The following is a 24,431-nucleotide window of genomic DNA, read 5'->3' on the forward strand; positions in this document are numbered from 1 at the left end:
TCATTGGCAGCGCTTTCAACCTAGGCAACACCCTCGGTCCGCAGCTTGGCTGCAACGCGCGGCGAGGATGGCAGACAACTGCGCCGGCACCAGTCTTTGTGAACGCTCCCATGGGAGAACGTTCAGAAATCAGGCGGGCTCAGGGTAGTCCTGGGTTGAAAAGCGATGACTTGACGAAAGCGATGAAAGCGCTTTCAAACAATCATGCGTCGCAGCCCGGAGGTCGGCCACATGGTTTACCCGCGCCGAGCAACAGTCGTTGATCTGGCGGGTGGCGGTTTCGGGCAAAGGCGGCTACGGCCTGTCGCCGCAGGCAGGTGCGCGCCTCAGCGCTGCATGCGCCGCGTGCTCTCGCGCACCACCAGTTCGGGCCCGGGCAACTGCGCCTTGGGCTTGCCGCCGCGCAGCATCTCGAGCATGGCGGTCGCGGCTTCAACGCCGATCTCGTAGACCGACTGGCGCACGGTGGTTAGCGGCGGCATCGAGTAGCGGGCCATGATGAGGTCGTCGAAGCCGACGAGCGAGACGTCGTCCGGCACGCGCAGGTTGCGCCGGTGCAGGCCCAGGCAGGCGCCGATGGCCATCTGGTCGTTGGACGCGAACAGCGCCGTGAAGTGGGCGTCGCGCTCCAGCAGGCGCGTCACCGACAGCATGCCACCGGCCTCGGTGTAGTCGCTCTGCACGATGAGGTTGGGGTCGACGGCAATGCCGGCCGCGGCCAGCGCGTCGAAATAGCCGTTCTGGCGCTCCACGGCGTCGTCGTGCATCAGGTCGCCGGCCACGAAGGCGATGCGGCGGTGGCCCTGGTCGATGAGGTGCTGGGTCGCCAGGCGAGCGCCCTCGCGGTTGTCGAAGCTGAAGCTGAACAGCTGCGGCCCGTTCAACTGGCGGCCGACGACAACGACGGGCAGGCTGTCGGCGACCTTGGCCAGTTCCGCATCCGAAATGCGGCCGGCCAGCACGATGACGCCGTCCACCCGGCGCGATAGCAGGGTCTCGATAGCCTTCTTCTCGTCGTCCTCATGCCAGTTGCCGGACACGAAGAGGGGGACATAGCCGGCACGCTCCAGCTCGCGTTCGATGCCCAGCAGGGCTTCGCCGTAAAAGGGGCTGGAAATAATCTGCGTGACGACGCCGATGGACAGCGTCTTGCCGCCGGCCAGGCCGCGCGCCACCGGGTTGGGCCGGAAGCCCAGTGCCTGGATGGCGGCCTGCACGGCGTCCTTCTTTGCCTGGCTGACCGCCGCCGTGCCGTTGAGAATGCGCGACACCGTGCTCGGCGACACGCCGGCCGCCTCCGCGACCTGCTCCAGCGTGACGACGCCGTCCGGGCGGCTTGAAGGCGCCTTCTTGGCGGGGGGGAGCTTGGCGTTCATCGTTGCTGGGAAGGCGAAGGCACGAGTGTAGGCGTGCCCGCATCTGGGGCATTCCGGGCCGAGCGCCGGGCCGCTCCCAAGCCGTCCCCTCGGGGGGGGCGACCAGCCTGACTTGCGTTCAGCGGCCAGGCTGGGCGAGGGGTCAAAGTTTGGTGAACTTGATCCAGTTCACATTCCAGCCGCCCTGGGCCGCGTAGACGCCGACGTTGTAAGTGCCGGCGTTGATGTTGACGGTGTGGGAGATGGTGGTCCAGTTCTGCCAGCCGCTGGTGCTGGGCACGCCCAGCGAGCCCAGCGGGATGCTGCCGGCATTCAAGTCCAGAGACAGCGTGCCGCCTCCCGTGCTGGCCACCCGGTACTCGACCCGGTAGCTGCCGCTGGTCGGGAAGTTGATGCCGTTGTAGGCCATCCAGTCGCCGGTGTCGATGTAGCCCACGTTCAGGCCACCCTCGGTGCAGGCCTCGGTCTGCACGCCGGCCATTGCGCTGAAGGACTCGGCCTCGATCTGGCGCGACCAGGCGGGTGCGGTCTTGGACACGATGAGGGACGTGGCGCGGTCGTTGAAGGCCTGGTCGACGAGGCAGCCGGTGTCAGCGGTGCGCACGACGCTGGCGCCGCTGAAGTTGTCGCCGTCGAACAGTTGCACCTGGTAGCCCGCACTCACGCGCAGTGACGACAGGTCGTTGTCCCTCACGCCGCGTGCCTGCAACTGAGCCAGCGTGTAGCTGCCCTCGGGCAGGCCCACCGCGTAGCCGGCGTAGTTGCAGTCCTGGTAGACCGTGGCCGCACCGGTCGGCGCGGGCGCGTAGACGCGCACATAGTCCACATACATCTTGGCGGGCAGGGCCGCGGTGTTGACGTTGAAGCCCGGCCAGTTGCCGCCGATGGCGAAGTTCAGCAGCAGGAAGAAGTCCTTCTGGAACTCGTCGGTGCCGTTCACGCTGTTGGCGATGTTGGCCTCGTGGTACTTGGTGCCGTCCACATACCAGCGGATGGCGCTCGGGTCCCACTCCACGGCATAGACATGCCAGTCGGTCACTGTGGTGGCCGTGTTGCCGCTGTAGGAGGCGTACTGGCCGTTGTTGTCCTGCCAGTGGATGGTGCCGTAGACCTTGTTCTCGTCGTTGACGTGCTCCATCACGTCGATCTCGCCCGAGGCCGGCCAACCCACTTGCGGCAGGTTGGCACCCAGCATCCAGAACGCCGGCCAGGCGCCGAGGAAGGAGGGCAGCTTCATGCGCGCTTCCATGCGGCCGTACTTGAAAGTCTTGAGACCCTGCGTCTTCATGCGCGCCGAGGTGTAGGCCATGCCGCCGAAGTTCTCGCGCCTGGCCGTGATGACCAGGGCGTTGTTCTCAATGGTGGCGTTCTCGCGCCGGTAGTACTGCAGCTCGTTGTTGCCCCAGCCGCCGGCGCCGGTCTCGAAGACCCAGCTCCGTCCGATGCTGCCGTTGAACTCGTCGCTCCAGACGAGCTGCCACTGGGCGTGGGCCAGGCTCGCGGCGGCCATCAGCAGCCCGGCCAACGCGGGCCGGATGAGGGATCGAAACAATTTCATGCATGTCTCCAACAAGTGGTTGTGGTGCCCGCGCCTGTTTCGGCGACTTGAAAGCGCTTTCAAATTTAAGCGGGCCAGCCCCCGAGATGCAACAGCGCCGTGTGCCAGAACTCAGGGACGGGAGGACCCGGGCATGCGTTGTCCGGTCCGGGTGGGGGAGTGGAAGCGCGAGGGCAAAAAAAGGCCGCCGCCCGTCGTGCCGGGGCGGCGGCCGGGCTGCCCTACTTCCAGGGCGCGTTCTGCAGCGCCGGGTCGTCGACGAGGTTGAGCAGGCTGGCGGCCTTCTTGCCGATGGCGCCCGGCGAGGCCAGCGGCGCGCTGCCGCAACTGCCTGTGGCGGTCTTGAGCGCCTGCCACAGCATGGCGCCGTCGCGCGGGTTCTTGTTGGCCGAGGTGCTGGTCACGACCGCGTTCAGGTAGCGCTCCACCGAGTACGGCTGGTTGATGTTGGCGCCGTAGCTGTTCTGCAGGATGACCGAGCCGGTGCACTGCGCGTCGGCGTTGCTCACCACCAGTTGCCCGCCGCTCCAGCCCTCGGGTGCGGTCTCGAAGCCGATGGACACGATGGTGCTGCTCGGGAAGAGCTGGCGGTAGGACTTCCAGGCCGTCACGCCATCGTAGTGCTCGAAGCGCGCGTCGTAGCTCATGATGTTGACGATGTTGAACGCCGTCTTCAGCGCGGGGTAGGCGTTGACGAGCAGACGTTCGCCGCCGGCCTTGCCGCCCCAGTAGCTGACGCCCACCCCCGCGCACTGCGGGTCGTTGGCGGTGGCGCCGGTGCAGTCCGAGCCTGAGGACCAGGCGGCCACCGTCAGGATGCGCCCGCCGCCGGCCAGGTCCACCGCCTTGCGCATGGCCTTCACGGCGCCGGCATAGGCGTCGGTGGTGATGCCGTCGACCTCGTAGTCCACGTCCAGGCCATCGAAGCCCACGTCGTTCATGAGGTTGGCCAGCGCCGTGATCGTCGGTCCGCTGCCCGCATGGCCTTCTGCCGACAGCGTGCCCCAGCTGTTGTACGTCGCGCCACCCACGGCCAGGATGACCTTCATGTTGCGGGCGTGCAGCACGTCGATGGCGGCCTTGATGTCGGACGGCCGGCCGTTGAAGTTGATGCCGGTGCCCGACCAGTTGTTGGCCGCCATGCCTCCCCATGTGAAGTTGGGCTGGGCGAAGGCCGCCACCACATGGGTGTAGTTGGCCGGGATGCGCGCGAAGTTGCTTGCCTGGAAGACCTGGTTCATCGACTTGCCGGTGGCATCGAACCAGTTGTCGCTCCAGCTCGGGTAATAGACGGTGTAGGCCCGGCCGTTCTGGTTGGCCGACTTGGCGGCCGGGTCGCTCAGGCCGGGCGCCGGGGCGGGCGAGGGGGCCGGGCTGGGGGCGGGGCTGGGCGATGGTGAGGGGCTGGGGGACGGGCTCGGCGCGGGGCCGGTCGTGCAGGCGCCCTGCGAAGTCCAGGGCTGGCCGCTGCCGGTGGGGCCGCTGTTGGTGGCGGGATCGTTGCCCTGGGTCCACCAGTTGGCCTTGTAGTTGGTGGTGCCCTGGCTGGCGATCTCGCCGCCGTTGTAGGCCTTGGTGCTGGACCACGCCGCCGCGCAGCTGCCGCTGGGGGCGGGCGCGGGGGACGGCGCGGGCGTGGGCGCAGGCGTCGGTGCGGGGGTGGGGGCCGGGGCTGGCGCGGGCGACGGCGCCTGGCCGGAGGCCGGGCCGACGTCGGTCCACAGCGACGCGTTGGTCGGGTTCCAGCCGGTGGAGGCGTAGTCGGTCTGGTTGACGGTGGCGCGGTAGAGGCGGCCGTTGTAGGTCACGACGGTGCCGGCCGTGTAGTAGACGTCGGGAGCCCAGGCGGGGTAGCTCTGGGCCAGGGCGCTGGTGGCGGTGGCGCCGAGTGCGAAGGCGGTGGCGGTGATGGCGGCAAGGCGGCGCAGCTGGTGCGCGCAGATGCCGGTGGAGGGCTGCTTCATGAGGCGGTCCTTTGCAATGGCAAGGGGCTCGTTGAAAAGGAGAACCCCTCGGGGCTCTCCGGCGGCGGGCCTGCCTCTCCGTGCAGGCTCTTGGAGCTGGTTCCAACTGGTATGCATCCAGTTTGCGACTACTACCACCTTTTAAATACCACTTTGCAAACCAATGCCGGAAGCGTCAGCGGTGAAAACCCGAGTTCGGGTGACAAAACGTTGCCGCGCCGGGGTTTCCAGGGTGGCGGAGCCTTCGTCACGGGTTGTCCTAGGGTTTGTGCTGCTGGGGCGGTGCGTGGCTTGACGCACAATCATGAAAGCGCTTTCAAAACCATGCGAGACAAGACTTCCCTTCCCCGTCGTCACCTGCTGGCGGCCGCTCTTGGCGGCGCGGCTGGCCTGGGCGAAGCCAAGGAGCAGTCGCCGTTGACGGTGGCGGCCTTTCCGCTGGTGGACGTCATCGCCAAGGACCTGCTCAAGGGCTGGAGCCAGTACCACCCCGAGATCCGCACGCAGGTCATCAGCCGCCAGTACGACGACCATCACACGGCGATGACGACGGCGCTGTCGACCTCGGGCCACCTGCCCGACGTCATCGCGCTGGAGACCAGCTACCTGGGCCGCTTCTCGCTGGGCTTGGGCCTGGAAGACCTGTCGGCACCGGCCTTCGGCGCCGAGCGATTCAAGGACCGCTTCGTGCCTTTCGCCATCGATACGGCGCGCAACCGCGAAGGCGCCATCGTCGCGATGCCCACCGACATCGGTCCCGGCTCACTGTTCTATCGCACCGACCTGCTGGCCCAGGCCGGCCTGAAGGAGGCCGACCTGACGCGCTCGTGGGAGTCGTACGTCGACGCCGGAACCCAGCTCAAGGCCAGGACGGGCGCCTACCTGATCGGCGATGTGCGCCTGCTCAAGGACATCATCGTGCGCGGCGGCACGCCGGCGGGCGAGGGCCAGTTCTTCGACAACCAGCAGCGTCCGCAGATCACCTCGCCGCGCTTCGTGCGGGCCTTCGAGCTGGCGAAGAAGGTGCGCCGGCAGGGCCTGGACGCCCGCGTCGAGGTCTGGATGAACGACTGGGCCGAGATGCTCAAGCGCGGACGCCTCGCCACCGAGATGTCCGGTGGCTGGATGGCCGGCCAGATGGCCAACTGGGTGGCGCCCGGCACCGCCGGCAAATGGCGGGTGGCCCAGCTGCCGGAGAACACCTTCTGCTCTTACGGCGGCACCTATTACGCCATCCCGCGCCGCTCGGCGCCGGAGAAGAAGCAGCTGGCCTGGCAGCTGATCCAGGAGATGACGCTGGACCGCCAGCGCCAGCTCGATGCCTTCCGCTCGCAGGATGCCTTTCCGGCGCTGCTGGCCGCCCAGGACGACGCCTTCTTCGACCAGCCCGTGCCCTTCCTCGGCGGCCAGCACGCCCGCGTACTGTGGCGCGAGGCGGCGCGCCGCATCCCCGTCGTCAAGATGCACCGGCAGCACAAGTTCGCCGACGAGGTCGTCAACGCCGAGCTCGACAACGTGCTCGAGTACGGCAAGCCCATCCCCCAGGCTCTGGAAGACGCCCAGGCCCTGCTCGTCCACAGGGCCAACCGCTGATGAGACTGCGCATTCCCTCCGCCTGGGCGCCCTACATCCTGGTCAGCCCCTTCCTGATCCTGTTTGCCGTCTTCGGCCTGTTCCCGCTGCTGTTCTCGCTGTGGCTGGCCTTCCAGTCCTGGGAGCCCACGAGCGGCATGGCCTCAATGAAGTTCGTCGGTCTGGATAACTTCGTCTTCGCGCTGACCGACGGCTGGTTCTGGAAGTCGCTGCGCAACACGCTGTGGCTAGCGGTCGTCTCGGGCGTGCCTCAGCACCTCGTCGCGCTGCCGCTGGCCGTCTTCCTGCACCAAGCCTTCGGGCGCTGGCGCGGCCTGTTCTCGGGAGCCTACTTCCTGCCCTACATCACCTCCACCGTCGCCATCGCGATGCTGTTCGGCTCGCTGTTCTCGACGGATTACGGCATGGTCAACCAGGCCCTGGAAGCGCTGTTCGGCATGGAGCACATCAACTGGATGCGCTCGCCCGATGCCGTCAAGCCGGCCGTGGCCATCATCGTGTTCTGGCGCTACGTGGGCTTCAACCTGGTGCTGTACCTGGCGGCGCTGCAGACGCTGCCCCACGATCTCTACCAGGCCGCCAAGCTCGACGGTGCCGGCCCCTGGCAGCAGTTCCTGCGCATCACGCTGCCAGGCCTCAAGCCCATGATCCTGTTCGGCGTGACGCTGTCCGTCATCGGCGGCCTGCAGCTCTTCGAGGAGCCCTTCATCCTCACCAACGGCAAGGGCGGCGCCGACCAGGCTGCGATGACGGTGGGCATGTACCTCTACCGCCTGGCCTTCGACTTCAGCGACTTCGGTGGCGCCAGCGCGCTGGCCTGGGTCATGTTCGGCGTCATCGCGCTGCTGACCTGGCTTACCAACAAGGCTTTTGCCGAAAGGCGGGTGCAGGCATGAACAAGACCTCCCGGCTGCTCGCCTACGCCGTCGTCGGCGTGGGGGCGCTCATCATGTTGGCGCCGTTCTATTTCATGTTTGTGTTCGCCACGCAGTCGCGCACCGACATCTTCAACGTGCCGCCGCCGCTGTGGTTCAACGGCGAGCTGTTGAACAACATCGGCGTGCTGACCACGCGGCTGCCGTTCTGGAAGAACGTGGGCTGGAGCCTCTATGTGGGCCTGATGTCCACGGCGCTGACGCTGCTGTTCTGCTCCATGGCCGGCTATGCCTTCGCCATGCTGGAGTTCCGCTTCAAGAAGGCACTGTTCGCACTGGTCATGGGCACGATGATGGTGCCGGCCTTCATGAACATGATCCCGATGTTCATGGTCATGGACACCCTGGGCTGGATCGACACCCACCGCGCGCTGTACCTGCCGGGGGCTGCCAGCGCCTTCGGCATCTTCCTGATGCGCCAGTTCGCGGCCAGCACCGTGCCGCACGAACTGCTCAGCGCCGCACGCATCGACGGCGCCAGCGAACTGGGCATCTACTGGCGCATCGCGCTGCCGTTGATGAAGCCAGCTCTCGGCACGCTGGGCCTGATCACCTTCATCAGCTCATGGAACAACTTCATGAACCCGCTGATCGTCATGCGCACGGCCGACAACTACACGCTGCCGCTGGCCCTGCGCAGCCTGTTCAGCACCACCAGCACCGAGTGGGGCGCGCTCATGGCGGGCTCGGCCATCGCCACGCTGCCCCTCATCGTCCTCTTCGTCATCTCATCGCGTCAGCTCATCGCGGGTCTGACTGCCGGCGCGGTCAAGTAAAGCAACAAGAAGCTCCCATGTCCCAAGCTCCCCTGCATCGTCAGTTCCCTCCCAACTTCGTCTGGGGCGTGGCCACCAGCAGCTTCCAGATCGAGGGCGCCGCCCACGAAGATGGCAAGGGCGAATCCATCTGGGACCGCTTCTGCAAACAGCCTGGTGTCATCGCCGATGCGAGCAACGGCGACGTGGCCTGCGACCACTTCCACCGCCTGGAGGAAGACCTTGACCTCATCGCGTCCCTCGGCGTCAACGCCTACCGCTTCTCCGTCGGCTGGCCCCGCGTGCGCCCCGACGGCCATGGCGCGTTCAACCCCAAGGGACTGGACTTCTACGAGCGTCTGGTGGACGGCCTTCAACGTCGGGGCATCCAGGCCTGGGCTACCCTCAACCACTGGGACCTGCCGCAGGGCCTGCAGGACCGCGGCGGCTGGAACGACCGCGACACGGTGCACCGCTTCGTCGAGTACGCCCGCCATGTGAACGCCCGCCTGGGCGACCGCCTGGCCGGCATCACCACCCACAACGAGCCCTGGGTCGTCGCCGTGCTGGGCCATGAGCAGGGCAATTTCGCGCCCGGCATCAAGAGCCGCAAGATTGCCACCCAGGTCTGCCACCACCTGCTGCTCAGCCACGGCCTGGCCCTGCAGGCCCTGCGCGCCGATGGGGCAAGAAGCCAGCTGGGCATCGTGCTCAACCTGGCCTCCACCGTGCCCGCCACGGCCATGCCCGAGGACATTGCCGCTGCCGACCTGGCCGACTCGCGCGGCCGCCGCTGGTACGCCGACCCGCTGTTCAAGGGTCGCTATCCCGACGACGTGATGGCCGAGCTGGGGGGCGACGCCCCCATCGTCGAGGCTGGCGACATGGGATCAATAGCCCAGCCCATGGACTACCTGGGCGTCAACTACTACACCCGCTCAGTCGTCTCCGCCAGCGGCGAGGAATGGAGGGCCAGGGAGCGCGGCCTGCCGGTGACGGACATGGACTGGGAGATCTACCCCCAGGGTCTGGCCGACCTGCTGTGCCTGCTGCACCGCGACTACCCCGCGTTGCCGCCCGTCTATGTGACCGAGAACGGCGGCGCGTTCAAGGACGGCGCCATCGCCAACGGCCGCGTGCAGGACGACGACCGCATCGCCTACCTGCGCGAGCACATCGCCGCCGTCGCCCGCGCCATGCAGCAGGGCGTGCCCATGGCCGGCTACATGGTCTGGAGCCTGATGGACAACTTCGAGTGGGCCAGCGGCTATCTGAAGCGCTTCGGCATCGTGCATGTCGACTACGCCACCCTTGCCCGCACCCCCAAGGCCAGCGCCGAGTGGTACCGCGACTTCCTTCAGGCCTGGCGCGGCTGAGCTCCTCCCGGCAGAACAACGACACGAGACAAGCATGAACAAGATCACCCCCGCCCCCCGCCCCAATGCCGGCCCCTGGCGCCACGCGCTGCCCGCCATCGCCGCCGTGCTGACGGCCTGTGGTGGCGGCGGCGGCTCGTCCACGGCCACGGCCGCTCCCGCGGCGCCCACGCCGGCCCCGGCCCCGGCCCCGGCACCCACACCGGCCCCCCCGCCGCCGTCCAACAGCTGGACCCTGGTCTGGAGCGACGAGTTCGACGATGCAGCCGGCACCCAGCCCAAGGCCGCCAACTGGAACTATGACCTCGGCAACGCCGAGGCCAGCGGCTGGGGCAACCACGAGCTGGAGTACTACACGTCCAACGCCCGCAATGCGCAGACCGATGGCAACGGCTTCCTCGTCATCACTGCCGAGAAGGCCAGCAACCCCGGCCCCTGCTGGAACGCCAAGCCCTGCGAATACACCTCGGCCCGCATCCACACCAACGGCAAGCAGAGCTTCACCTACGGCAAGGTCGAGGCGCGCATGAAGCTGCCCGCCGGCGCGGGTATCTGGCCCGCCTTCTGGGCCCTGGGCACCGACCTCGCGACCGCCGGCTGGCCCAAGTCCGGCGAGATCGACATCATGGAGTTCGTCGGCAAGACGCCCAACACCACCTACGGCACGCTGCACGGCCCCGGCTACTCGGGCGCCCAGGGCATCGGCAAGCCCTACGACATGGGCACCGCCGTGTCGGGCGACTTCCACACCTACACCATCATCAAGCGCGCCAACGAGATCATCTGGCAGGTCGACGGCAAGGAGTTCCATCGCCTCACGCCCGCGCTGCTGCCGGCCGGCGGCACCTGGGTGTTCGAGAAGCCCTACTTCGTCATCCTCAACCTCGCTGTCGGTGGCGACTGGCCCGGCTCGCCGGATGCCAACACCGTCTTCCCGGCGCAGATGAAGGTCGACTGGGTGCGCATCTACAAGGAAAACTGATCGGGGGATGACCGCCATGCGCCTCAGCCTGCAACGCCTGCTCCCCGCGCTTGGCGCGCTTGCCCTGGGCGCGGGCCTGCTCATCGCTTCGCCCACCCGCGCCGCCGAGGTGAAGACCTCCTTCGGCAGCTTCAACGCGCCCGACGGCGTGACCGTGGTGAACCGCGAGGAGAAGCCCGACAAGGCCGGGAAGCCCGCCGGCATGGCCGTCTTCTCGCGCACGAACGACCCCAAGGCCGTCTACATCCTGGTGTGGAGCTATGCCGAGCCCGATCTGGCCAAGCCCTACGACGCGCTGGACGGCGCGGTCAAATTCGGTAACCCCTTCGACAAGACCTTGACCCGCGACGCCGCCAGGCCGGCCCTGGTCGGCGGTGTCGAAGGCGGCCGCTACGAGGGCCGGCTGCCCAACGGCCTGCGCGCCGTCAGCTACGTGGCCGCCAACCGCGGCTACCGGCTCATTGCACTGCTCAAGGGGCCGGCGGACAGCCCGTACAAGGAGCTGACCGACGCCTTCGCCAGCAGCGTCGAAGGCTTTGCCTGGGCGCTGCCGCCCGCGGCCGTGGCGCCGGCGGCATCGCAGTAGGCCGGGGTGTGCCAGCCCGGCGCCGACAATCCCCTGACTAACGGCCCTCTGCAGCGGCAGGCCGGGTGCGGTCCGTGAGAGCATGCACGGCCGTTCCGCCTGTCGCCCATGCTCTGCTTGCCGTTCCTTCGCCCGCCTCGCTGTCCGCTCCCCTCGTCCAGGAACTACGCAGCGTGGGTCCTGTGCGTCGTCAGCGCCGGAGCTTCGGCCGCAGCAGCCAGCGAACTGCGTCGCGACGACGCGCTGCTGACGCTCGAGTACCAGACCGTCAAGGTCCCGGGCGACCGGCCCATCGACCTGCTCGGCTTTCATGCCTACCAACAGGTGCTCGAGGGGGTCTACCTGGGTGGCGGTTTCCATGCCCCGCTCGTCGGCGGTGCCTATGGCGGCTTCGTGGCCGCCGACCTGGGCGTGCACCTTCGGCGCCCGCTGGCCGGCCGGGTCTTCGGCGTGGCCGGACTGTCGGCGGGCGGCGGCGGCGGCGGCCGCAGCGTGGAGCACAGCAAGCTGCTGTCCGGCAGCGGCGGTCTCGTCCGCGGCTACGCCGGCCTGGGCTACGACTTCGGCGGCTACAGCCTCGGCGCCACGGTCTCGCGGCTCAAGTTCCGCCAGTCCCTCATCGACGGCACCCAGGCCAGCCTGCTGCTGGAAGTGCCCTTCAGCTACCTCACCGGCCCCTTCGCCCGCCACGGCCAGCTGCTTTCACCCGCGGACGACGCCCGTGCCGGCGCCGAGATGGGCGAGAACATGCTGACGCTGTCGCTGGACAACTACCGCCAGCGTTCGCCCCAAGGCTCGAACAAGTCGACCATCTCGCTGGCCGACCTGCAGTACGCGCACTTCTTCGCGGCCGACAGCTACTGGTTTGCGTCGCTCGGCATGGGCTGGCGCGGCCTGCCGCTGTACAACCAGCTGCTCGGCGGCGTGGGCCAACGCTGGCGCCTGACGAGCGACCTCACGCTCTACGCCCAGCTGGGGCTGGGTTCGGGCGGCTATTCGTCGGAAGTCATCGACACCGGCTCGGGCCTGCTCGTCTATCCGAAGCTGGCGGCGGAAGTTGCGTTGACGCGCGACCTCGGCCTGTCGCTGTCGGCGGGCCAGATGACCGCGCCCAGGGGCAGTTCGCGCAACCAGACTTGGGGCCTGAGCCTGACGCGGCACCTGCGCGCCGGTCGCAGCGCCGCGGCGCCGGGCTCGGCCCACCACGAGGGCCTGCGCCTGTCGGTGCTGCACCAGACGGACCTGCACCTCAGCTACCGCGGCAGCGACCGTCCGGCCCTGCAGATGCTGGGCCTGCAGCTCGACATCCCCGCGGGCCAGCGCTGGTATCTGCCCCTGCAGGCCTCGGCCGCCTACAACGCCTACCTCGGCTACCCGGGCTATGCCGAGATCCTCGGTGGCGTGGGCGTGCAGACGCTGGCCGGCCCCGGCGAGTGCTGGCAGGCCTTCGCCCAGCTGATGGCTGGCGCCAATGTGCACGGCAAAACCGCCAAGGCGAGCGCCGGGCTGCGCTGGCTGCTCGACGAACGCCTGGCGCTGAACTTCAGCCTCGGCCGCGTCGAGGCCCGCAGCGCGGGCGGCGGGCAGTTCAAGGCCGACAACCTGGCCCTGGGCCTGGACTACCGCTTCTCCCTACCGGCGCGCTGAGCGGCCTCAGGCCTCGATCCGCTCCCCTGCGGCGTTGAACCACATCGTCTTGGTCGCCTCGAAGCCGAGGCGCACGTGCGTGCCTTCCTGCACCTCGGGCTGGCCGGGCAGCACGGCCGACAGGGTGGTGCCGCCGCAGCTCATCCAGATCACGTGCTGGTTGCCCAGGGGCTCCACCAACTGCACCTCGGCCTCGAAGGCCTCGTTCGTGCCCACGCGCACGTTCTCGGGCCGGATGGCCAGCGTCAGCACCTCGCCCTGGGCGTGCGAGGCCAGCGCGGGTGGCAGCGGCAGGCTGAAGGCGGGCGACGTGAACATCCCGCCTTCGTCCACCCGGCCTTCGATGCGATTGATGGCCGGCGAGCCGACGAAGCCCGCCACGCGCAGGTTCTTCGGCCGGTCATAGACCTCGGCTGGTGTGCCCACCTGCTGGATGACGCCCTGGTGCATGACGACGATGCGCGTGGCCAGCGTCATCGCCTCCACCTGGTCGTGGGTCACGTAGATCATGGTGTTGCCCAGGCGCTGGTGCAGGGTCTTGAGCTCGCGGCGCAGGTCGGTGCGCAGCTTGGCGTCGAGGTTGGACAGGGGCTCGTCCAGCAGCAGCACCTTGGCCTCGCGCACCACCGCGCGGCCGATCGCCACGCGCTGGCGCTGGCCACCGGAGAGCTGGCCCGGGCGCCTGTCCAGCAAGGGGCCGAGCTGCAGCATCTCGGCCGCGGCGGCCACGCGCTTCTCCAGCTCGGCCTTGGGCGTCTTGGCCATCTTCAGCGGAAAGGCCAGGTTCTCCTTCACCGTCATCGTCGGGTAGAGGGCATAGCTCTGGAACACCATGCCCACGCCGCGCTGGCTGGGCTCGGCGCGGGTCATGTCCTGCTCGCCGATGTGGATGCTGCCGCCGCTGACGGGGTTCAGCCCGGCGATGGTGTGCAGCAGCGTGCTCTTGCCGCAGCCCGAGGGGCCGAGCAGCACGAGGAACTCGCCGCTGTTCACGTCGAGGTCGAGGTTCTTGATGACGTCGTGCGCGCCGAAGCGGATGCTGAGGTCCTGGATGTGAACGCGGGTCAAGGCTGTCTCCTGTTGTTCTGCAAGATGGTGGCGAGCGCCTGCTGCGCCGTTTGAACGGGGATGTCTCGGTTCCAGAAATCGCTGACGGCGCGTTCGAGCGCCGTCAGCTGGTCGGGGGCGAGCAGCATCTCGGTGTTGCCCACCAGCCGGCCGGCATCGCGCAGGGCGGCCGCGCCCATCTGCGCGCAGGCGTCCAGGGGGCGGGTGTCGAGGTCGGTGCGCACCGGCACCGAGCCCTTGCGGACGCTGAAGGTCAGCTGCGTGGCCGGCGCCGTGGCCACCCGGGCCAGCAGCAGCTGCGCGGCGCGCGCGGCGCCGTCCTGGCCGCGCGGGAAGACGAGCACGTCGCCGCTCACGACATAAGGCGCGCGCGGGTGAAGGCCCGCCGCGCAGCCATAGTCGCGCCCGGGCAGCTGGCCGGCGGCGGTGAACTCGCCCTTCACCCAGTCGCCCATGAACTGCAGCCCGGCGCGGCCGCTGATGAGCAGGGCGGTCGTCGCGTTCCAGCTGCGGCCCGGGGAGGCGGGGTCGACATAGCGGCGCAGCCGCTTGTAGGTCTGCAACACCTGGCGCAGCGGCTCGCCGGCCAAGGCCGCGGCATCGTGGTCACGCAGCACGGCGAGGTAGAGATCGCGGCCGCCCTGGTTGGCCAGCACGGCGGTGAAGAGGTTGAGGTCCTGCCAGGGCTGGCCGCCGTGGGCCAGCGGGATCAGCCCGGCGGCCTGCAGCCGGTCGAGGGTGGCGAAGAGCTCGTCCATGCTGCGCGGCTCGGCTTTGACGCCGGCCCGCGCGAGCGCGGCCCTGGAGCTCCACAGCCACACCGGCATGTGCACGCTGAGCGGCGCGGCGTAGACATGGCCGTCCACCTTCACCGCGTCCATCAGCACGGCCGGCAGCACGGTGGTCCAGTGGCCCTGGGCGGCGACCTCGTCGAGGTCGTTGAGCCGGCCTTCCCGCGCGAGCTGCCGGAACTCGCGCGACGGGTTGAACTGCGCCGCCAGCGGCGGGTTACCGGCGCGGATGCGCAGCTGCACCACGCCGCGTGCCTGCTCCGAGGCCACCAGCGCCAGGTCGCGCCACTGGCCGCCGGCGGCGCGGTAGGCGTCGGCCAGCGCCTGCATGGCCGCCATCTCGCCGGGCGAGGTCCACCAGTGCACCACGTCCGTCTGCGGCCCGGCCCCTGCCACTGCCGCGAAAGCGAGCAGGCTGGTGGCAAGGACGCAGGCGCGGAGCATGCCAGCATCATTACCGAGAGTTAATAAACTTAATATCGTATTAACCAGTAGGGCTGCCGCCGCTACAGTGCGCGCCATGAACCTGCTGCTCGCCGAAGACGACGCCCTGCTGGCCGACGCCCTGCAGCAGCAGTTGCTGAACGCCTCGTTCAAGGTCGAATGGGCCGAGAACGGCGCCGTGGCCGAGTACCTGCTGAAGAAGCAGGACTTCGACGTGGCCATCCTCGACCTCGGCCTGCCGTTGGTGGACGGCCTGACCGTGCTCAAGCGCGTGCGCGAGGCCGGTCGCACGTTGCCCATCCTCGTGCTGACGGCGCTTGACGCGCTGGAACATCGCGTGGCCGGCCTGCAGGCCGGTGCCGACGACTACCTGACCAAGCCCTTCGACTTCCCCGAGCTGGAAGCGCGGCTGCATGCGCTGATGCGCCGCGGCCGCCCGGCTACGCAGAGCCAGCAGCTGCGCCGCCTGAGCCTGGACCGTGCCGCGCGACGCGCCAGCGTCGGCGGCGAGGCGCTGGAGCTCAGCCCGCGCGAGTGGACGCTGCTGGACCTGCTCGTCAACGAGCGCGACCGCGTCGTCACCAAGCAGCAGATCGTCGAGGCCTGGGGCGCCGACGAGGGCGGCTCCATCGAGGTCTACATCCACCGTCTGCGCAAGAAGCTCGAAGGTTCGGGCTTGGCCGTGCGCACCGTGCGCGGCCTGGGCTATCTGCTCGAAGCCACCGCGTCGCCCCCGTGAGCGAACCGACCGGCCGCTCCCTGCACCGGCAGCTTCTGCTGTGGCTGCTGCTGCCGCAGGCCGTGCTGTGGGGGGTGGCGGCTTTCGGCGCCTACCGGCTGGCCAGCCGGCACGCCGACGAGCTGGTGGACGCCAGCCTGCTGCAGGCCGCCCGCGCGCTGGCCCGGCAGATCAAGCCGACGGCCAGCGGCCTGTTCGTGGACCTGCCGCGCTCGGCCCAGGACATCCTGGCCGCCGACCCCGACGACCGCGTCATGTACACCGTCAGCTCGCCACCGGGCCAGCTCTTGCTGGGCGATGCGCGCCTGCCGCCGCCGCCAGGCATCCCGGCGCTCGACGAGCCGGTGTTCTACGACACGCTGGTGCCCGAGGCCATGCGCGTCGTCTCGCTGGACCTGCACCTGGGCGCCGCCGGCGCGGCGGACTCGGCGCTGCGGGTGCAGATCGCCCGCTCCAGTGCGCCGCGCGAGCTGCTGGCCCGCCGCATGCTGCTGGACACGGCCCTGCCGCTGTCACTGCTGATCGGGTTGATGAGCATGGGCGTGTGGGCCGGCATCCGCAAAGGCCTGGCACCGCTGGCCGAGCTGCAGCAGCAGATGGAAGGCCGGCGTGCCGACGCACTGGACCCCATCGTGCTGCAGTCCGCGCCGCCCGAGGTGCGCGCGCTGGCTGGCGCCGTCAACGAGCTGCTGGGCCAGGTGCAGCACAGCCTGGCGACGCAGAGGCGCTTCATCAGCGATGCGGCCCACCAGCTGCGCACGCCGCTGGCCGGCTTGAAAAGCCAGACCGAGCTGGCGCTGGATGCCACGACCGACCCCGCGCTGCGCCAGCGCCTCGCGCGCGTGCACGAGAGCGCCGTGCGCGGCGCCCGCCTGGTGTCGCAGCTGCTGGTACTGGCCCGCGCCGAGCCCGAGGCGGTGGCGGCCCAGGGCTGGGCGACGGTGGACTGCGCCCGCCTCGTGCAGGCTGTCGCCGCCGACTGGGTGCCGCGCGCGCTGGCCGCGGGCTGCGACCTGGGCGTGGATGGCGCCGATGAATCCTTGAGCGTGCAGGGCGTCGAGCTGCTGCTGCGCGAGGCCCTGGTCAACCTCGTCGACAACGCCATCCGGTATGCCGGGGCCGGCGCCACTATCACCGTGCGCCTGCGCCGCGCGGGCGACGACGTGTGGATGGATGTCGAGGACAACGGCCCTGGCATCGCGCCCGAGCTGCGCGAGCGTGCCTTCGAGCGCTTCGTGCGCGGCTCGGTCCATGGCGAGGGCTGCGGCCTGGGCCTGGCCATCGTGCGCGAGATCGCCGAGCGCCACGGCGGTAGCGCCGAGCTGCTGCCCGCCGCGCCGCACGGCTGCATCGCGCGGCTGACGCTGCCGCTGAACCTGCCCGAGCGTCAGGCGTAGCGGTCCAGACCCTCGACGAGCCGTGCCGCCAGGTGCGGCTCGTTCAGCCGCTCCAGCCACCAGGCCAGCGCGCGGCCGTCGCCAGCCCGCCAGCCGACGTAGAGCGTGTTGGGCTCGCGTGGCTCGGCGACCTGTTTCTGCACCAGTTCGCCACGCCGCAGCAGCGTTGCCACGCGCGCCTCGGGCAGCCAGCCCGCGCCCAGGCCGGCGCGCTGGGCCTCGATCTTGGCGGCCATGCTGGGCACGGCCAGCGTCGCCTGGCCGGCGCCATGGCCGTAGGCCCGGCCCTCGCCGCGGCGCGAGGTGTCGGCCACGACGACGGCGCGATGGCTGCGCCGCTGCTCGTCGCTCAGCGGCGCCTTGACCTTGGCCAGCGGATGGCGCGGCGACACCGCATAGACCCAGTGCATCTCGCCCAGCTCCCGCCATTGCACGCTCATGCCGGCCGGCGGCTCGTTGGTGGCGCCGATGACGAGGTCGGCGCGGCCCTCGGCCAGCGCCTCCCAGGTGCCGCCCAGCACCTCGTGCGTCACGCGCAGGGACACGCCCGAGCCCAGCGCGTCGAAGTCCTGGATGACGGGCAGCAGCGTGTCGAACTCGATGATCTCGTCGGTGACGAGCCACAACCGGTCCTCCCAGCCCTTGGCCACCTGCGTCACGCGGCGTGTCAGGCGCTGCATGTCGTCGCGCAGCCGCGCGGCCTCGCGCACCAGCAGCGTGCCGGCCGGCGTGAGCTGCAGCCGGTAGCGGCGGCGGTCGAACAGCAGCGCGTCGAAGCGGCCCTCGATCTGGCGCAGCGTGTACGACACCGTGGACGGCGCCTTGCCCAGGCTGGCCGCGGCGCGCGACAGGCTGCCGCTCTCGCGGATGGCCTCCATCAGCTGGATCTCGTCGTCACTGAGCATGTTCGAAAGCCTTGCACGAGTCGGCCAACGCGGCCGGACGTCAATCGGGGCAGCGAAGCCGAGTATCGAGTCCACGGCAGACAAGCCGCCAACCCGACTCGAAAGGAACCCATCATGTCCCGCTTCACGAACAAGACCGTCCTCGTCACCGGCGGCACCTCCGGCATCGGCCTGGCCGCCGCCCGCGCCTTTGTCGCCGAGGGCGCCCATGTCATCGTCACCGCCCGCCCCGGCAAGAAGGCCGAGGTCGAGGCCGACGTCGAGCTGGTGCCGCTGGATGCCTCCGACGTGCTGGGCGCCCGCGCCCTGGGCGCCCATCTCGCCGGCGCCGGCCGCGCGCTGGATGCCGTCTTCGTCAACGCCGGCATCGCCGAGTTCGCCTCCCTGGCCGACGCGAGCGAAGACCTCTGGGACCGTACCTTCAACACCAATGCCCGCGGCGCCTTCTTCCTGATCCAGGCGCTGCGCCCGGTGCTGGCCCGCGGCGCGTCCATCGTGCTGAACGGCTCCATCAACGCCCACATCGGCATGCCCAACTCGGCCATCTACGCGGCCAGCAAGGCCGCGCTGATCTCGCTGGCCAAGACGCTGTCGGCCGAGCTGCTGCCGCAGGGCGTGCGCGTCAACGTCGTCAGCCCCGGCCCGGTCAGCACGCCGCTGTACGGCAAGCTGGGCTTCGACGACGAGGCGCTGAAGCAGGTGGCCGCGCAGATCCAGGGCCAGATCCCGCTGGGCCGCTTCGGCACGGTCGAGGAGATCGCGTCCACCGTGCTGCACCTGTCTGCGCCCGAGTCGGCCTTCATCGTCGGCACGGAAATCATCGTCGATGGCGGCATGAGCCAACTTTGAGGAGCCCACCATGAAGCGACTCATCTCCGCCATCGCCGGCCTGCTGCTCGCCGTCGGCGCACACGCGGCCACCATCGAAGACCGCAGCGCCACCGCCAACGGTGTGCAGCTGCACTATCTGCAGGCCGGTGCCGGCAGCGAAACCCCGGTCGTGCTGCTGCACGGCTACACCCAGACCAGCCACATGTGGCGGCCGCTGATGGAGCAGCTGGCCGACCGCCGCGTCGTCATCGCGCCCGATCTGCGCGGCGCCGGCGGTTCGGCCAGGCCCGACGGCGGCTACGACAAGAAGACGCTGGCGCAGGACGTGCACGCCCTCGTGCAGCAGCTGGGCCACCGCAAGGTCAGGGTGGTGGGGCACGACATCGGCCTGATGGTGGCCTATGCCTATGCGGCCCAGTACCCGGACGAGGTCGAGTCCGTCGTGCTAATGGACGCCTTCCTGCCTGGTGTGGGCGAATGGAAGAACGTCTGGCTGCTGCGCGACCTGTGGCACTTCCACTTTCACGGCGAGACGGCGCTGCAGCTGGTGGCGGGCCGCGAGCGCATTTACTTTGAGCACTTCTGGAACGACTTCGCGGCCGACCGCACGCGCTCGCTGTCCGAGGCCGACCGGCAGTTCTACACGGCGGCCTATGCCCAGCCGGGCGGCATGAAGGCGGGCTTCGGCTACTTCAAGGCCTTCGAGCAGGACGCGGCGGATTTCGCCGGCTTTGCCAAGGTCAGGCTGCAGCAGCCCATGCTGGTGCTGACCGGGGAGAAGGCCTCGGGCAGCTTCCTCATCGAGCAGGCGAAGCGGGTCGGCGGCCGGGTCGAAGGCGTGGTCATCCCGGGCTCGGGCCACTGGCTGATGGAAGAGGCACCGGCGCAAACCATGCCGCTGCTGGTGGACTTCCTGAACCGCCGCTGACCGGCGACGGTGCGGCTTGAGACAATCGCGGAGTTTCATAGCTCCGTGATTGCCATGACCACCCGCACCGTCTTCGGCGCCTGCCCCCACGACTGCCCCGACACCTGCGCGCTGCAGGTCACCGTCGAGAACGAGCGCGTCATCAAGGTGCAGGGCCGCCATGAGCACCCCAACACCCATGGCGCGCTGTGCACCAAGGTCTCGCGCTACCCCGAGCGCACCTACCACCCGGAGCGTCTGCTGCATCCGCTCAAGCGCGTCAGCAGCAAGACCGAGGCGCCGCGCTTCGTGCGGGTGAGCTGGGCCGAAGCCATTGCCGACATCGCGGCAAGGCTGAAGGCAGTAAAGGATCCGCAGTGCATCCAGCCCTACAGCTACGCTGGCACCATGGGCCTGATCCAGGGCGAGGCGATGGCCGGCCGGCTGTGGAACGCCATCGGCGCGGCGCGGCTGGACCGCACCATCTGCGCCTCCGCCGGCGGCGCGGGCCTGGCCGCCACGTACGGCCACAAGCTGGGCATGCACACGCGCCACTTCGCGGGTGCGAAGTTGATCGTCATCTGGGGCAGCAACAGCATCGCGTCCAACCTGCACTTCTGGACCTACGCCAATCAGGCCAGGCGCGAAGGCGCCAAGCTGATCTGCATCGACCCGCGCAAGACCGAGACGGCCGACAAGTGCCACCAGCACGTCGCCCTGCTGCCCGGCACGGACGGCGCCCTCGCGCTGGGCTTGATGCACGAGCTGATCCGGCATGACTGGCTGGACCGGGACTACATCGAGCGCCACGTCGACGGCTGGGACGAGCTGCGTGGCAAGGCCCTGGACTGGCCGCCCGAGCGAGTCGCCGAGGTCTGCGGCATCAGCGCCGACGAGGTGCGCCAGCTCGCCCGCGACTACGGCACGGCGACCCCCGCCGCCATCCGCATGAACTACGGCCTGCAGCGCGTGCGCGGCGGCGGCAATGCGGTGCGCCTCATCGCGCTGCTGCCCTGCCTGACCGGTGCCTGGCGCCACCAGAGCGGCGGCGTGCTGCTGTCCGCCTCGGGCTGGAACGCGCCCTTCAAGAACGCCCGCCTCGAACGTCCGGACCTGCTCGCCGGCCGCCAGCCGCGCATGGTCAACATGAGCACCATCGGCGATGCGCTGCTGCAGGCCGATCCGCCCATTGAGGCGCTGGTCGTCTACAACAGCAACCCGGTGGCGGTGGCGCCGGAGTCTCCGAAGGTCGTGAAGGGCTTCCAGCGCGCAGACCTGTTCACCGTCGTGCTCGAACACTTCATGACCGACACGGCCGACCTGGCCGACTACGTGCTGCCCGCCACGACGCAGCTGGAGCATCTGGACGTGCACACGTCCTACGGTCACACCGACGTGCTGATGAACCAGCCCGCTGTGGCGCCGCTGGGCGAGGCCAAGACCAACACGCAGATCTTCCGGGAGCTGGCCGCGGCGATGGGGCTGACCGATCCCTGCTTGCGCGAGACCGACGAAGAACTGGCGGCTCAGGCCTTCACGCCCGACATCGACATGGCCCTGCTGCGTGAGCAGGGCTGGCAGCCGCTGCCCATCCCCGAGGCACCGTTTGCCGAGGGCGGTTTCCGCACCGCCAACGGCCGCGCTCAGGCAGCGGGCGCCGACTTCGTGCCCAACTACGAGAGCGTGCAGTCCTCGCCCGAACTGGCCAGGCGCTACCCGTTGGCCATGATCTCGCCGCCGGCCCGCAACTTCCTGAATTCCAGCTTCGTCAACGTGAAGAGCCTGCGCGACATCGAGGGCGAACCGCTCATCGAGATGCACGCCGGCGATGCCGCCGCACGCGGCCTCGCGGACGGTGCGCTGGTGGCCGCGTTCAACGACCGGGGCCGCTACGTCGCCAAGCTCAAGGTCAGCCCGCGCGCGCGGCCCGGCGTCATCAACGGCCTGGGCGTGTGGTGGCGCAAGCTGGGCGTGCAGGGCAGCAATGTCAACGAGGTCACCCACCAGCGGCTGACCGACATGGGCAACGCGCCGACCTTCTACGACTGCCTCGTCGAGGTGGAAGCGGCTTGATCCGCGCGCTGCTGCTGGCGGCGGCTTTGCTGTGCCTGGGCGGCTGCAGTGCCGTCGCCCACTGGGGCCAGGCCCTGGGCGGGCACCTGGGCATCGTGCGCGCGGCGCGGCCGGTGCCCGACTGGCTGGCCGATCCGGCCACGCCGCCCGAGCTGGCCGAGCGCCTGAAGCTGACGCAGCAGATGCGCGACTTTGCCAGCACGCGGCTGGCCCTGCCCGACAACAACAGCTACCGCCGCTACGCCGACCTGGGCCGCCCAGCCGTCGTCTGGAACATCGTCGCCGCGCCGGCGTTCGGCTTGCAACTCAAGACCTGGTGCTACCCGCTGATGGGTTGCGCCGGCTATCAGGGCTGGTTCGACCGTGATGCGGCCCAGCGCCATGCCGATGAGCTGAAGGCCGAAGGCTGGGAGGTGCAGGTCCAGCCCATTCCCGCCTATTCGACGCTGGGCTGGAGCCGCTGGCTCGGCGGCGACCCGCTGCTGAACACCTTCATCCGCTATCCCGAGGGCGAGCTGGCGGCCATGCTCTTCCACGAGTTGAGCCACCAGCGCGTCTACACGAGTGACGACACCGGCTTCAACGAGGCCTATGCCAGTGCCGTCGAGCTGATGGCTGCGCGCGAGTGGCTGGTGGCCAAGCCCGAGGCGCTGGCCGCCTTCGAGGCCGGTCGTGCGCGGCGCGCGCGTTTCCTGGCGCTGGCGAGGGAAGGGCGGGAGAGGCTGCTGGCCATCTACGCCGGCCCGGCCGGGTCACGCGCCACGGCCAAGGCGGCCATCATGGCCGAGCTGCGCGAGCGCGCGCCCAGGGATGCGCCGGGCTACGAGGCCTGGTTCCAGCGCGCCAACAACGCGAGCTTCGCCATCCTGTCGGCCTACGACGAGCTGGTGCCGGCCTTTGTGCGGCTGTTCGAGCGCGAAGGCCGCGACTGGGTGAAGTTTCACGCGGCCGTCGAGCGCCTGAAGCCGCTCGCGGGCGAGCAGCGCCGGGCTACATTGCGAGGCCTTGAAGGAGGCCCCGATGACATTGACCCTGCGACGCGTCAAGGCCGCTGACGCCGCTGCCATCGCTGAACAATTCGCCGACCCGGACGTCTTCGGCGGCACGCTGCAACTGCCGTTCGCCAGCGAGGAGATGTGGGTGCAGCGCATCGCCGGCCTGAACCCGCCCGCACCCGGTTCCAACGAACTGGTCTTGTGTGCCGTGCTGGGCGACAGGCCCGTGGGCCTCGCCGGCCTGCATCCGGTGGGGCCGTCCGTGCGCCGCCGCCATGCGATGGGCCTGGGCATCACGGTGGCCAAGGCTCATCAGGGCCAGGGCGTCGGCGACGCGCTGATGACGGCGCTGCTGGACTACGCCGACAACTGGGCGCAGATCCTGCGCATCGAGCTGACGGTCTACCACGACAACCAGCGCGCCATCCGGCTCTACGAGCGGCACAGCTTCGCGCCGGAGGGGCGGCTCAAGGCCTATGCGCTGCGCAACGGCGCCTACGAAGATGTGGTGACGATGGCGCGGCTGCATCCGAGGCAGCCGTTGGTTCAGGGCAGTGACTGACCCCTTGCCGTCACGTAGAGCCGGTACCACTCGTCCCGGCTCAGCTGGATGCGGGTCGCGTCGCCACAGGCCCGGATCCGCTGCGCATTGCCGCTGCCGATGACCGGCTGAATCCCCGCGGGGTGCCGCAGCAGCCAGGCCAGCAGCACGGCGTTGGGCGTCGTGCGGTGCGTTTCGGCGATCTCGTTCACGACCTTGGCGGCCACCGAGGCCGACGGATCGTTGAAACGCCCTTGCGCCAGCGATCCCCAGGCCTGCAGCTGCACGCCATGCTTCTGCGTGTACTCCAGCGTGCCGGCCCAGCCGATGCCGCCCGGCCGCGTCGCCGCCTGCGGGTCGTTGAAGGTGGTGCCGACGTCGATGGCGTCGAGCTTGGCCAGGCTCAGTTCCAGCTGGTTGGCGACGATGGGTTCAGGCAGGGCCATCTGAAGCCAGCGCATCTGCCCGGCATGCATGTTGGACACGCCCAGGTGCCCGACCTTGCCTGCGGCCTTGAGCCGGCCGAAGGCGCGGGCCACCTCGGCGGGTTCCATCAGCGCATCGGGGCGGTGCAGCAGCAGGATGTCGATGCGCTCGACGGCCAAGCGTTGCAGGATGCCGTCGACGCTGTGCTCGATGTGCTCGGCGCTGAGGTCGTAGCGGCCGACGTTGATGTCGTCGGCAAACCGGATGCCGCATTTGCTCTGCAGCCGGATCTTGGCGCGCAGCCCCGCGTCGCGCTTGAGCAGTTCGCCGAACACGGCCTCGGCCTTGCCGCGGCGATAGATGTCGGCGTGGTCGAAGAGCTTGACGCCGATGTCCAGCGCTGCCTCCACGGCGGCGTGGGCCTGGGCGATGTCGGCCTCGGTCAGCGGGCCGCCGCCCCAGTCGCCGCCCAGGGCCATGCAGCCGTAGACGAGGGGGCCGACGTCGATGAGGTGGGTGTTCAGCGGCAGGGTGCGGGACAT

General features: G+C 69.4%; 21 protein-coding genes. 14 read left to right on the plus strand and 7 right to left on the minus strand.

The features are described 5' to 3' along the window. Positions 1-326: 326 nt before the first annotated feature. From AC07VX_RS13450 to AC07VX_RS13460, 3 genes are all read right to left on the minus strand, one after another. Positions 327-1,376 carry a LacI family DNA-binding transcriptional regulator gene (locus AC07VX_RS13450; protein WP_493165227.1) on the minus strand — a complete coding sequence of 350 codons (1,050 nt, stop codon included), beginning with the start codon at positions 1,374-1,376 and terminating at the stop codon, positions 327-329. A gap of 142 nt (positions 1,377-1,518) precedes the next feature. After that, complete coding sequence (locus AC07VX_RS13455) at positions 1,519-2,934, minus strand: carbohydrate-binding protein (protein ID WP_493165228.1); 1,416 nt, start codon at positions 2,932-2,934, stop codon at positions 1,519-1,521. A 221-nt stretch (positions 2,935-3,155) separates the two neighbouring features. Beyond that, positions 3,156-4,898, minus strand: a complete 1,743-nt coding sequence (locus tag AC07VX_RS13460) for a glycosyl hydrolase family 18 protein (protein ID WP_493165229.1) — start codon at positions 4,896-4,898, stop codon at positions 3,156-3,158. Positions 4,899-5,222: 324 nt separating this feature from the next. On the opposite strand from AC07VX_RS13460, the gene AC07VX_RS13465 reads away from it, so the two are divergent. The 7 genes from AC07VX_RS13465 (at position 5,223) to AC07VX_RS13495 (ending at position 12,772) form a co-directional block, all read left to right on the plus strand. Beyond that, on the plus strand, positions 5,223-6,491 hold the full coding sequence (locus AC07VX_RS13465; protein ID WP_493165230.1) for an ABC transporter substrate-binding protein: 1,269 nt from the start codon (positions 5,223-5,225) through the stop codon (positions 6,489-6,491). Beyond that, positions 6,491-7,387, plus strand: a complete 897-nt coding sequence (locus AC07VX_RS13470; RefSeq protein WP_493165231.1) for a carbohydrate ABC transporter permease — start codon at positions 6,491-6,493, stop codon at positions 7,385-7,387. Before AC07VX_RS13465 ends, AC07VX_RS13470 begins: the two co-directional genes overlap by 1 nt. Beyond that, positions 7,384-8,202 (plus strand): carbohydrate ABC transporter permease, encoded by an 819-nt coding sequence (locus tag AC07VX_RS13475; protein ID WP_493165232.1) that lies wholly within the window; start codon positions 7,384-7,386, stop codon positions 8,200-8,202. The genes AC07VX_RS13470 and AC07VX_RS13475 overlap by 4 nt, the downstream gene beginning before the upstream one ends. A gap of 17 nt (positions 8,203-8,219) precedes the next feature. Beyond that, positions 8,220-9,557, plus strand: coding sequence for a GH1 family beta-glucosidase (locus tag AC07VX_RS13480; protein ID WP_493165233.1), 1,338 nt, complete (start codon positions 8,220-8,222; stop codon positions 9,555-9,557). A gap of 34 nt (positions 9,558-9,591) precedes the next feature. Next, positions 9,592-10,539 (plus strand): glycoside hydrolase family 16 protein, encoded by a 948-nt coding sequence (locus AC07VX_RS13485; protein ID WP_493165234.1) that lies wholly within the window; start codon positions 9,592-9,594, stop codon positions 10,537-10,539. 16 nt (positions 10,540-10,555) lie between these two features. Next, on the plus strand, positions 10,556-11,125 hold the full coding sequence (locus AC07VX_RS13490) for a hypothetical protein (RefSeq protein WP_493183901.1): 570 nt from the start codon (positions 10,556-10,558) through the stop codon (positions 11,123-11,125). A gap of 108 nt (positions 11,126-11,233) precedes the next feature. Further along, positions 11,234-12,772 carry a hypothetical protein gene (locus AC07VX_RS13495; RefSeq protein ID WP_493183900.1) on the plus strand — a complete coding sequence of 513 codons (1,539 nt, stop codon included), beginning with the start codon at positions 11,234-11,236 and terminating at the stop codon, positions 12,770-12,772. A 6-nt stretch (positions 12,773-12,778) separates the two neighbouring features. Here the strand turns inward: AC07VX_RS13495 and AC07VX_RS13500 are convergent, their stop codons facing one another. Continuing rightward, positions 12,779-13,840 (minus strand): ABC transporter ATP-binding protein, encoded by a 1,062-nt coding sequence (locus tag AC07VX_RS13500; RefSeq protein WP_493165237.1) that lies wholly within the window; start codon positions 13,838-13,840, stop codon positions 12,779-12,781. Continuing rightward, positions 13,837-15,075 (minus strand): ABC transporter substrate-binding protein, encoded by a 1,239-nt coding sequence (locus AC07VX_RS13505; protein ID WP_493165238.1) that lies wholly within the window; start codon positions 15,073-15,075, stop codon positions 13,837-13,839. The genes AC07VX_RS13500 and AC07VX_RS13505 overlap by 4 nt, the downstream gene beginning before the upstream one ends. Before the next feature lie 76 nt (positions 15,076-15,151). On the opposite strand from AC07VX_RS13505, the gene AC07VX_RS13510 reads away from it, so the two are divergent. Continuing rightward, positions 15,152-15,814 carry a response regulator transcription factor gene (locus AC07VX_RS13510; protein WP_493165239.1) on the plus strand — a complete coding sequence of 221 codons (663 nt, stop codon included), beginning with the start codon at positions 15,152-15,154 and terminating at the stop codon, positions 15,812-15,814. Beyond that, the gene (locus tag AC07VX_RS13515; protein WP_493165240.1) at positions 15,811-17,211 is read left to right on the plus strand and encodes a sensor histidine kinase; all 1,401 of its coding nucleotides are present in this window, start codon (positions 15,811-15,813) and stop codon (positions 17,209-17,211) included. The genes AC07VX_RS13510 and AC07VX_RS13515 overlap by 4 nt, the downstream gene beginning before the upstream one ends. Here the strand turns inward: AC07VX_RS13515 and AC07VX_RS13520 are convergent. Beyond that, complete coding sequence (locus tag AC07VX_RS13520) at positions 17,202-18,116, minus strand: LysR family transcriptional regulator (RefSeq protein WP_493165241.1); 915 nt, start codon at positions 18,114-18,116, stop codon at positions 17,202-17,204. The two genes, AC07VX_RS13515 and AC07VX_RS13520, sit on opposite strands and share 10 nt — an antisense overlap. A gap of 114 nt (positions 18,117-18,230) precedes the next feature. Here AC07VX_RS13520 and AC07VX_RS13525 point away from each other — a divergent pair, with 114 nt between their 5' ends. Genes AC07VX_RS13525 through AC07VX_RS13545 form a run of 5 tightly spaced genes read left to right on the plus strand, consistent with a single transcriptional unit; the run spans position 18,231 to position 23,484 of the window. Beyond that, complete coding sequence (locus AC07VX_RS13525) at positions 18,231-18,965, plus strand: SDR family oxidoreductase (RefSeq protein WP_493165242.1); 735 nt, start codon at positions 18,231-18,233, stop codon at positions 18,963-18,965. A gap of 10 nt (positions 18,966-18,975) precedes the next feature. Further along, entirely contained in the window at positions 18,976-19,875 is a 900-nt protein-coding gene (locus AC07VX_RS13530; protein ID WP_493165243.1) for an alpha/beta fold hydrolase, read from the plus strand. A 54-nt stretch (positions 19,876-19,929) separates the two neighbouring features. Continuing rightward, entirely contained in the window at positions 19,930-21,927 is a 1,998-nt protein-coding gene (locus AC07VX_RS13535) for a molybdopterin-containing oxidoreductase family protein (RefSeq protein ID WP_493165244.1), read from the plus strand. After that, on the plus strand, positions 21,924-22,982 hold the full coding sequence (locus tag AC07VX_RS13540; protein WP_493165245.1) for an aminopeptidase: 1,059 nt from the start codon (positions 21,924-21,926) through the stop codon (positions 22,980-22,982). The genes AC07VX_RS13535 and AC07VX_RS13540 overlap by 4 nt, the downstream gene beginning before the upstream one ends. Then, positions 22,948-23,484, plus strand: a complete 537-nt coding sequence (locus tag AC07VX_RS13545) for a GNAT family N-acetyltransferase (protein ID WP_493165246.1) — start codon at positions 22,948-22,950, stop codon at positions 23,482-23,484. The genes AC07VX_RS13540 and AC07VX_RS13545 overlap by 35 nt, the downstream gene beginning before the upstream one ends. On the opposite strand, the gene AC07VX_RS13550 is transcribed toward AC07VX_RS13545, so the two are convergent. Beyond that, positions 23,469-24,431: an aldo/keto reductase gene (locus tag AC07VX_RS13550; protein WP_493165247.1), complete on the minus strand. Its 963-nt coding sequence runs from the start codon at positions 24,429-24,431 to the stop codon at positions 23,469-23,471. The two genes, AC07VX_RS13545 and AC07VX_RS13550, sit on opposite strands and share 16 nt — an antisense overlap.

This window comes from Roseateles sp. GW821-FHT03B02, from assembly GCF_059421025.1.

Bases quoted from the DNA above. Each gene is read 5' to 3' on its own strand.
- AC07VX_RS13450 (WP_493165227.1), bottom strand. From the start codon at position 1,376: ATGAACGCCAAGCTCCCCCCCGCCAAGAAGGCGCCTTCAAGCCGCCCG.
- AC07VX_RS13455 (WP_493165228.1), bottom strand. From the start codon at position 2,934: ATGAAATTGTTTCGATCCCTCATCCGGCCCGCGTTGGCCGGGCTGCTG.
- AC07VX_RS13460 (WP_493165229.1), bottom strand. From the start codon at position 4,898: ATGAAGCAGCCCTCCACCGGCATCTGCGCGCACCAGCTGCGCCGCCTT.
- AC07VX_RS13465 (WP_493165230.1), top strand. From the start codon at position 5,223: ATGCGAGACAAGACTTCCCTTCCCCGTCGTCACCTGCTGGCGGCCGCT.
- AC07VX_RS13470 (WP_493165231.1), top strand. From the start codon at position 6,491: ATGAGACTGCGCATTCCCTCCGCCTGGGCGCCCTACATCCTGGTCAGC.
- AC07VX_RS13475 (WP_493165232.1), top strand. From the start codon at position 7,384: ATGAACAAGACCTCCCGGCTGCTCGCCTACGCCGTCGTCGGCGTGGGG.
- AC07VX_RS13480 (WP_493165233.1), top strand. From the start codon at position 8,220: ATGTCCCAAGCTCCCCTGCATCGTCAGTTCCCTCCCAACTTCGTCTGG.
- AC07VX_RS13485 (WP_493165234.1), top strand. From the start codon at position 9,592: ATGAACAAGATCACCCCCGCCCCCCGCCCCAATGCCGGCCCCTGGCGC.
- AC07VX_RS13490 (WP_493183901.1), top strand. From the start codon at position 10,556: ATGCGCCTCAGCCTGCAACGCCTGCTCCCCGCGCTTGGCGCGCTTGCC.
- AC07VX_RS13495 (WP_493183900.1), top strand. From the start codon at position 11,234: ATGCTCTGCTTGCCGTTCCTTCGCCCGCCTCGCTGTCCGCTCCCCTCG.
- AC07VX_RS13505 (WP_493165238.1), bottom strand. From the start codon at position 15,075: ATGCTCCGCGCCTGCGTCCTTGCCACCAGCCTGCTCGCTTTCGCGGCA.
- AC07VX_RS13510 (WP_493165239.1), top strand. From the start codon at position 15,152: ATGAACCTGCTGCTCGCCGAAGACGACGCCCTGCTGGCCGACGCCCTG.
- AC07VX_RS13520 (WP_493165241.1), bottom strand. From the start codon at position 18,116: ATGCTCAGTGACGACGAGATCCAGCTGATGGAGGCCATCCGCGAGAGC.
- AC07VX_RS13525 (WP_493165242.1), top strand. From the start codon at position 18,231: ATGTCCCGCTTCACGAACAAGACCGTCCTCGTCACCGGCGGCACCTCC.
- AC07VX_RS13530 (WP_493165243.1), top strand. From the start codon at position 18,976: ATGAAGCGACTCATCTCCGCCATCGCCGGCCTGCTGCTCGCCGTCGGC.
- AC07VX_RS13535 (WP_493165244.1), top strand. From the start codon at position 19,930: ATGACCACCCGCACCGTCTTCGGCGCCTGCCCCCACGACTGCCCCGAC.
- AC07VX_RS13545 (WP_493165246.1), top strand. From the start codon at position 22,948: ATGACATTGACCCTGCGACGCGTCAAGGCCGCTGACGCCGCTGCCATC.
- AC07VX_RS13550 (WP_493165247.1), bottom strand. From the start codon at position 24,431: ATGTCCCGCACCCTGCCGCTGAACACCCACCTCATCGACGTCGGCCCC.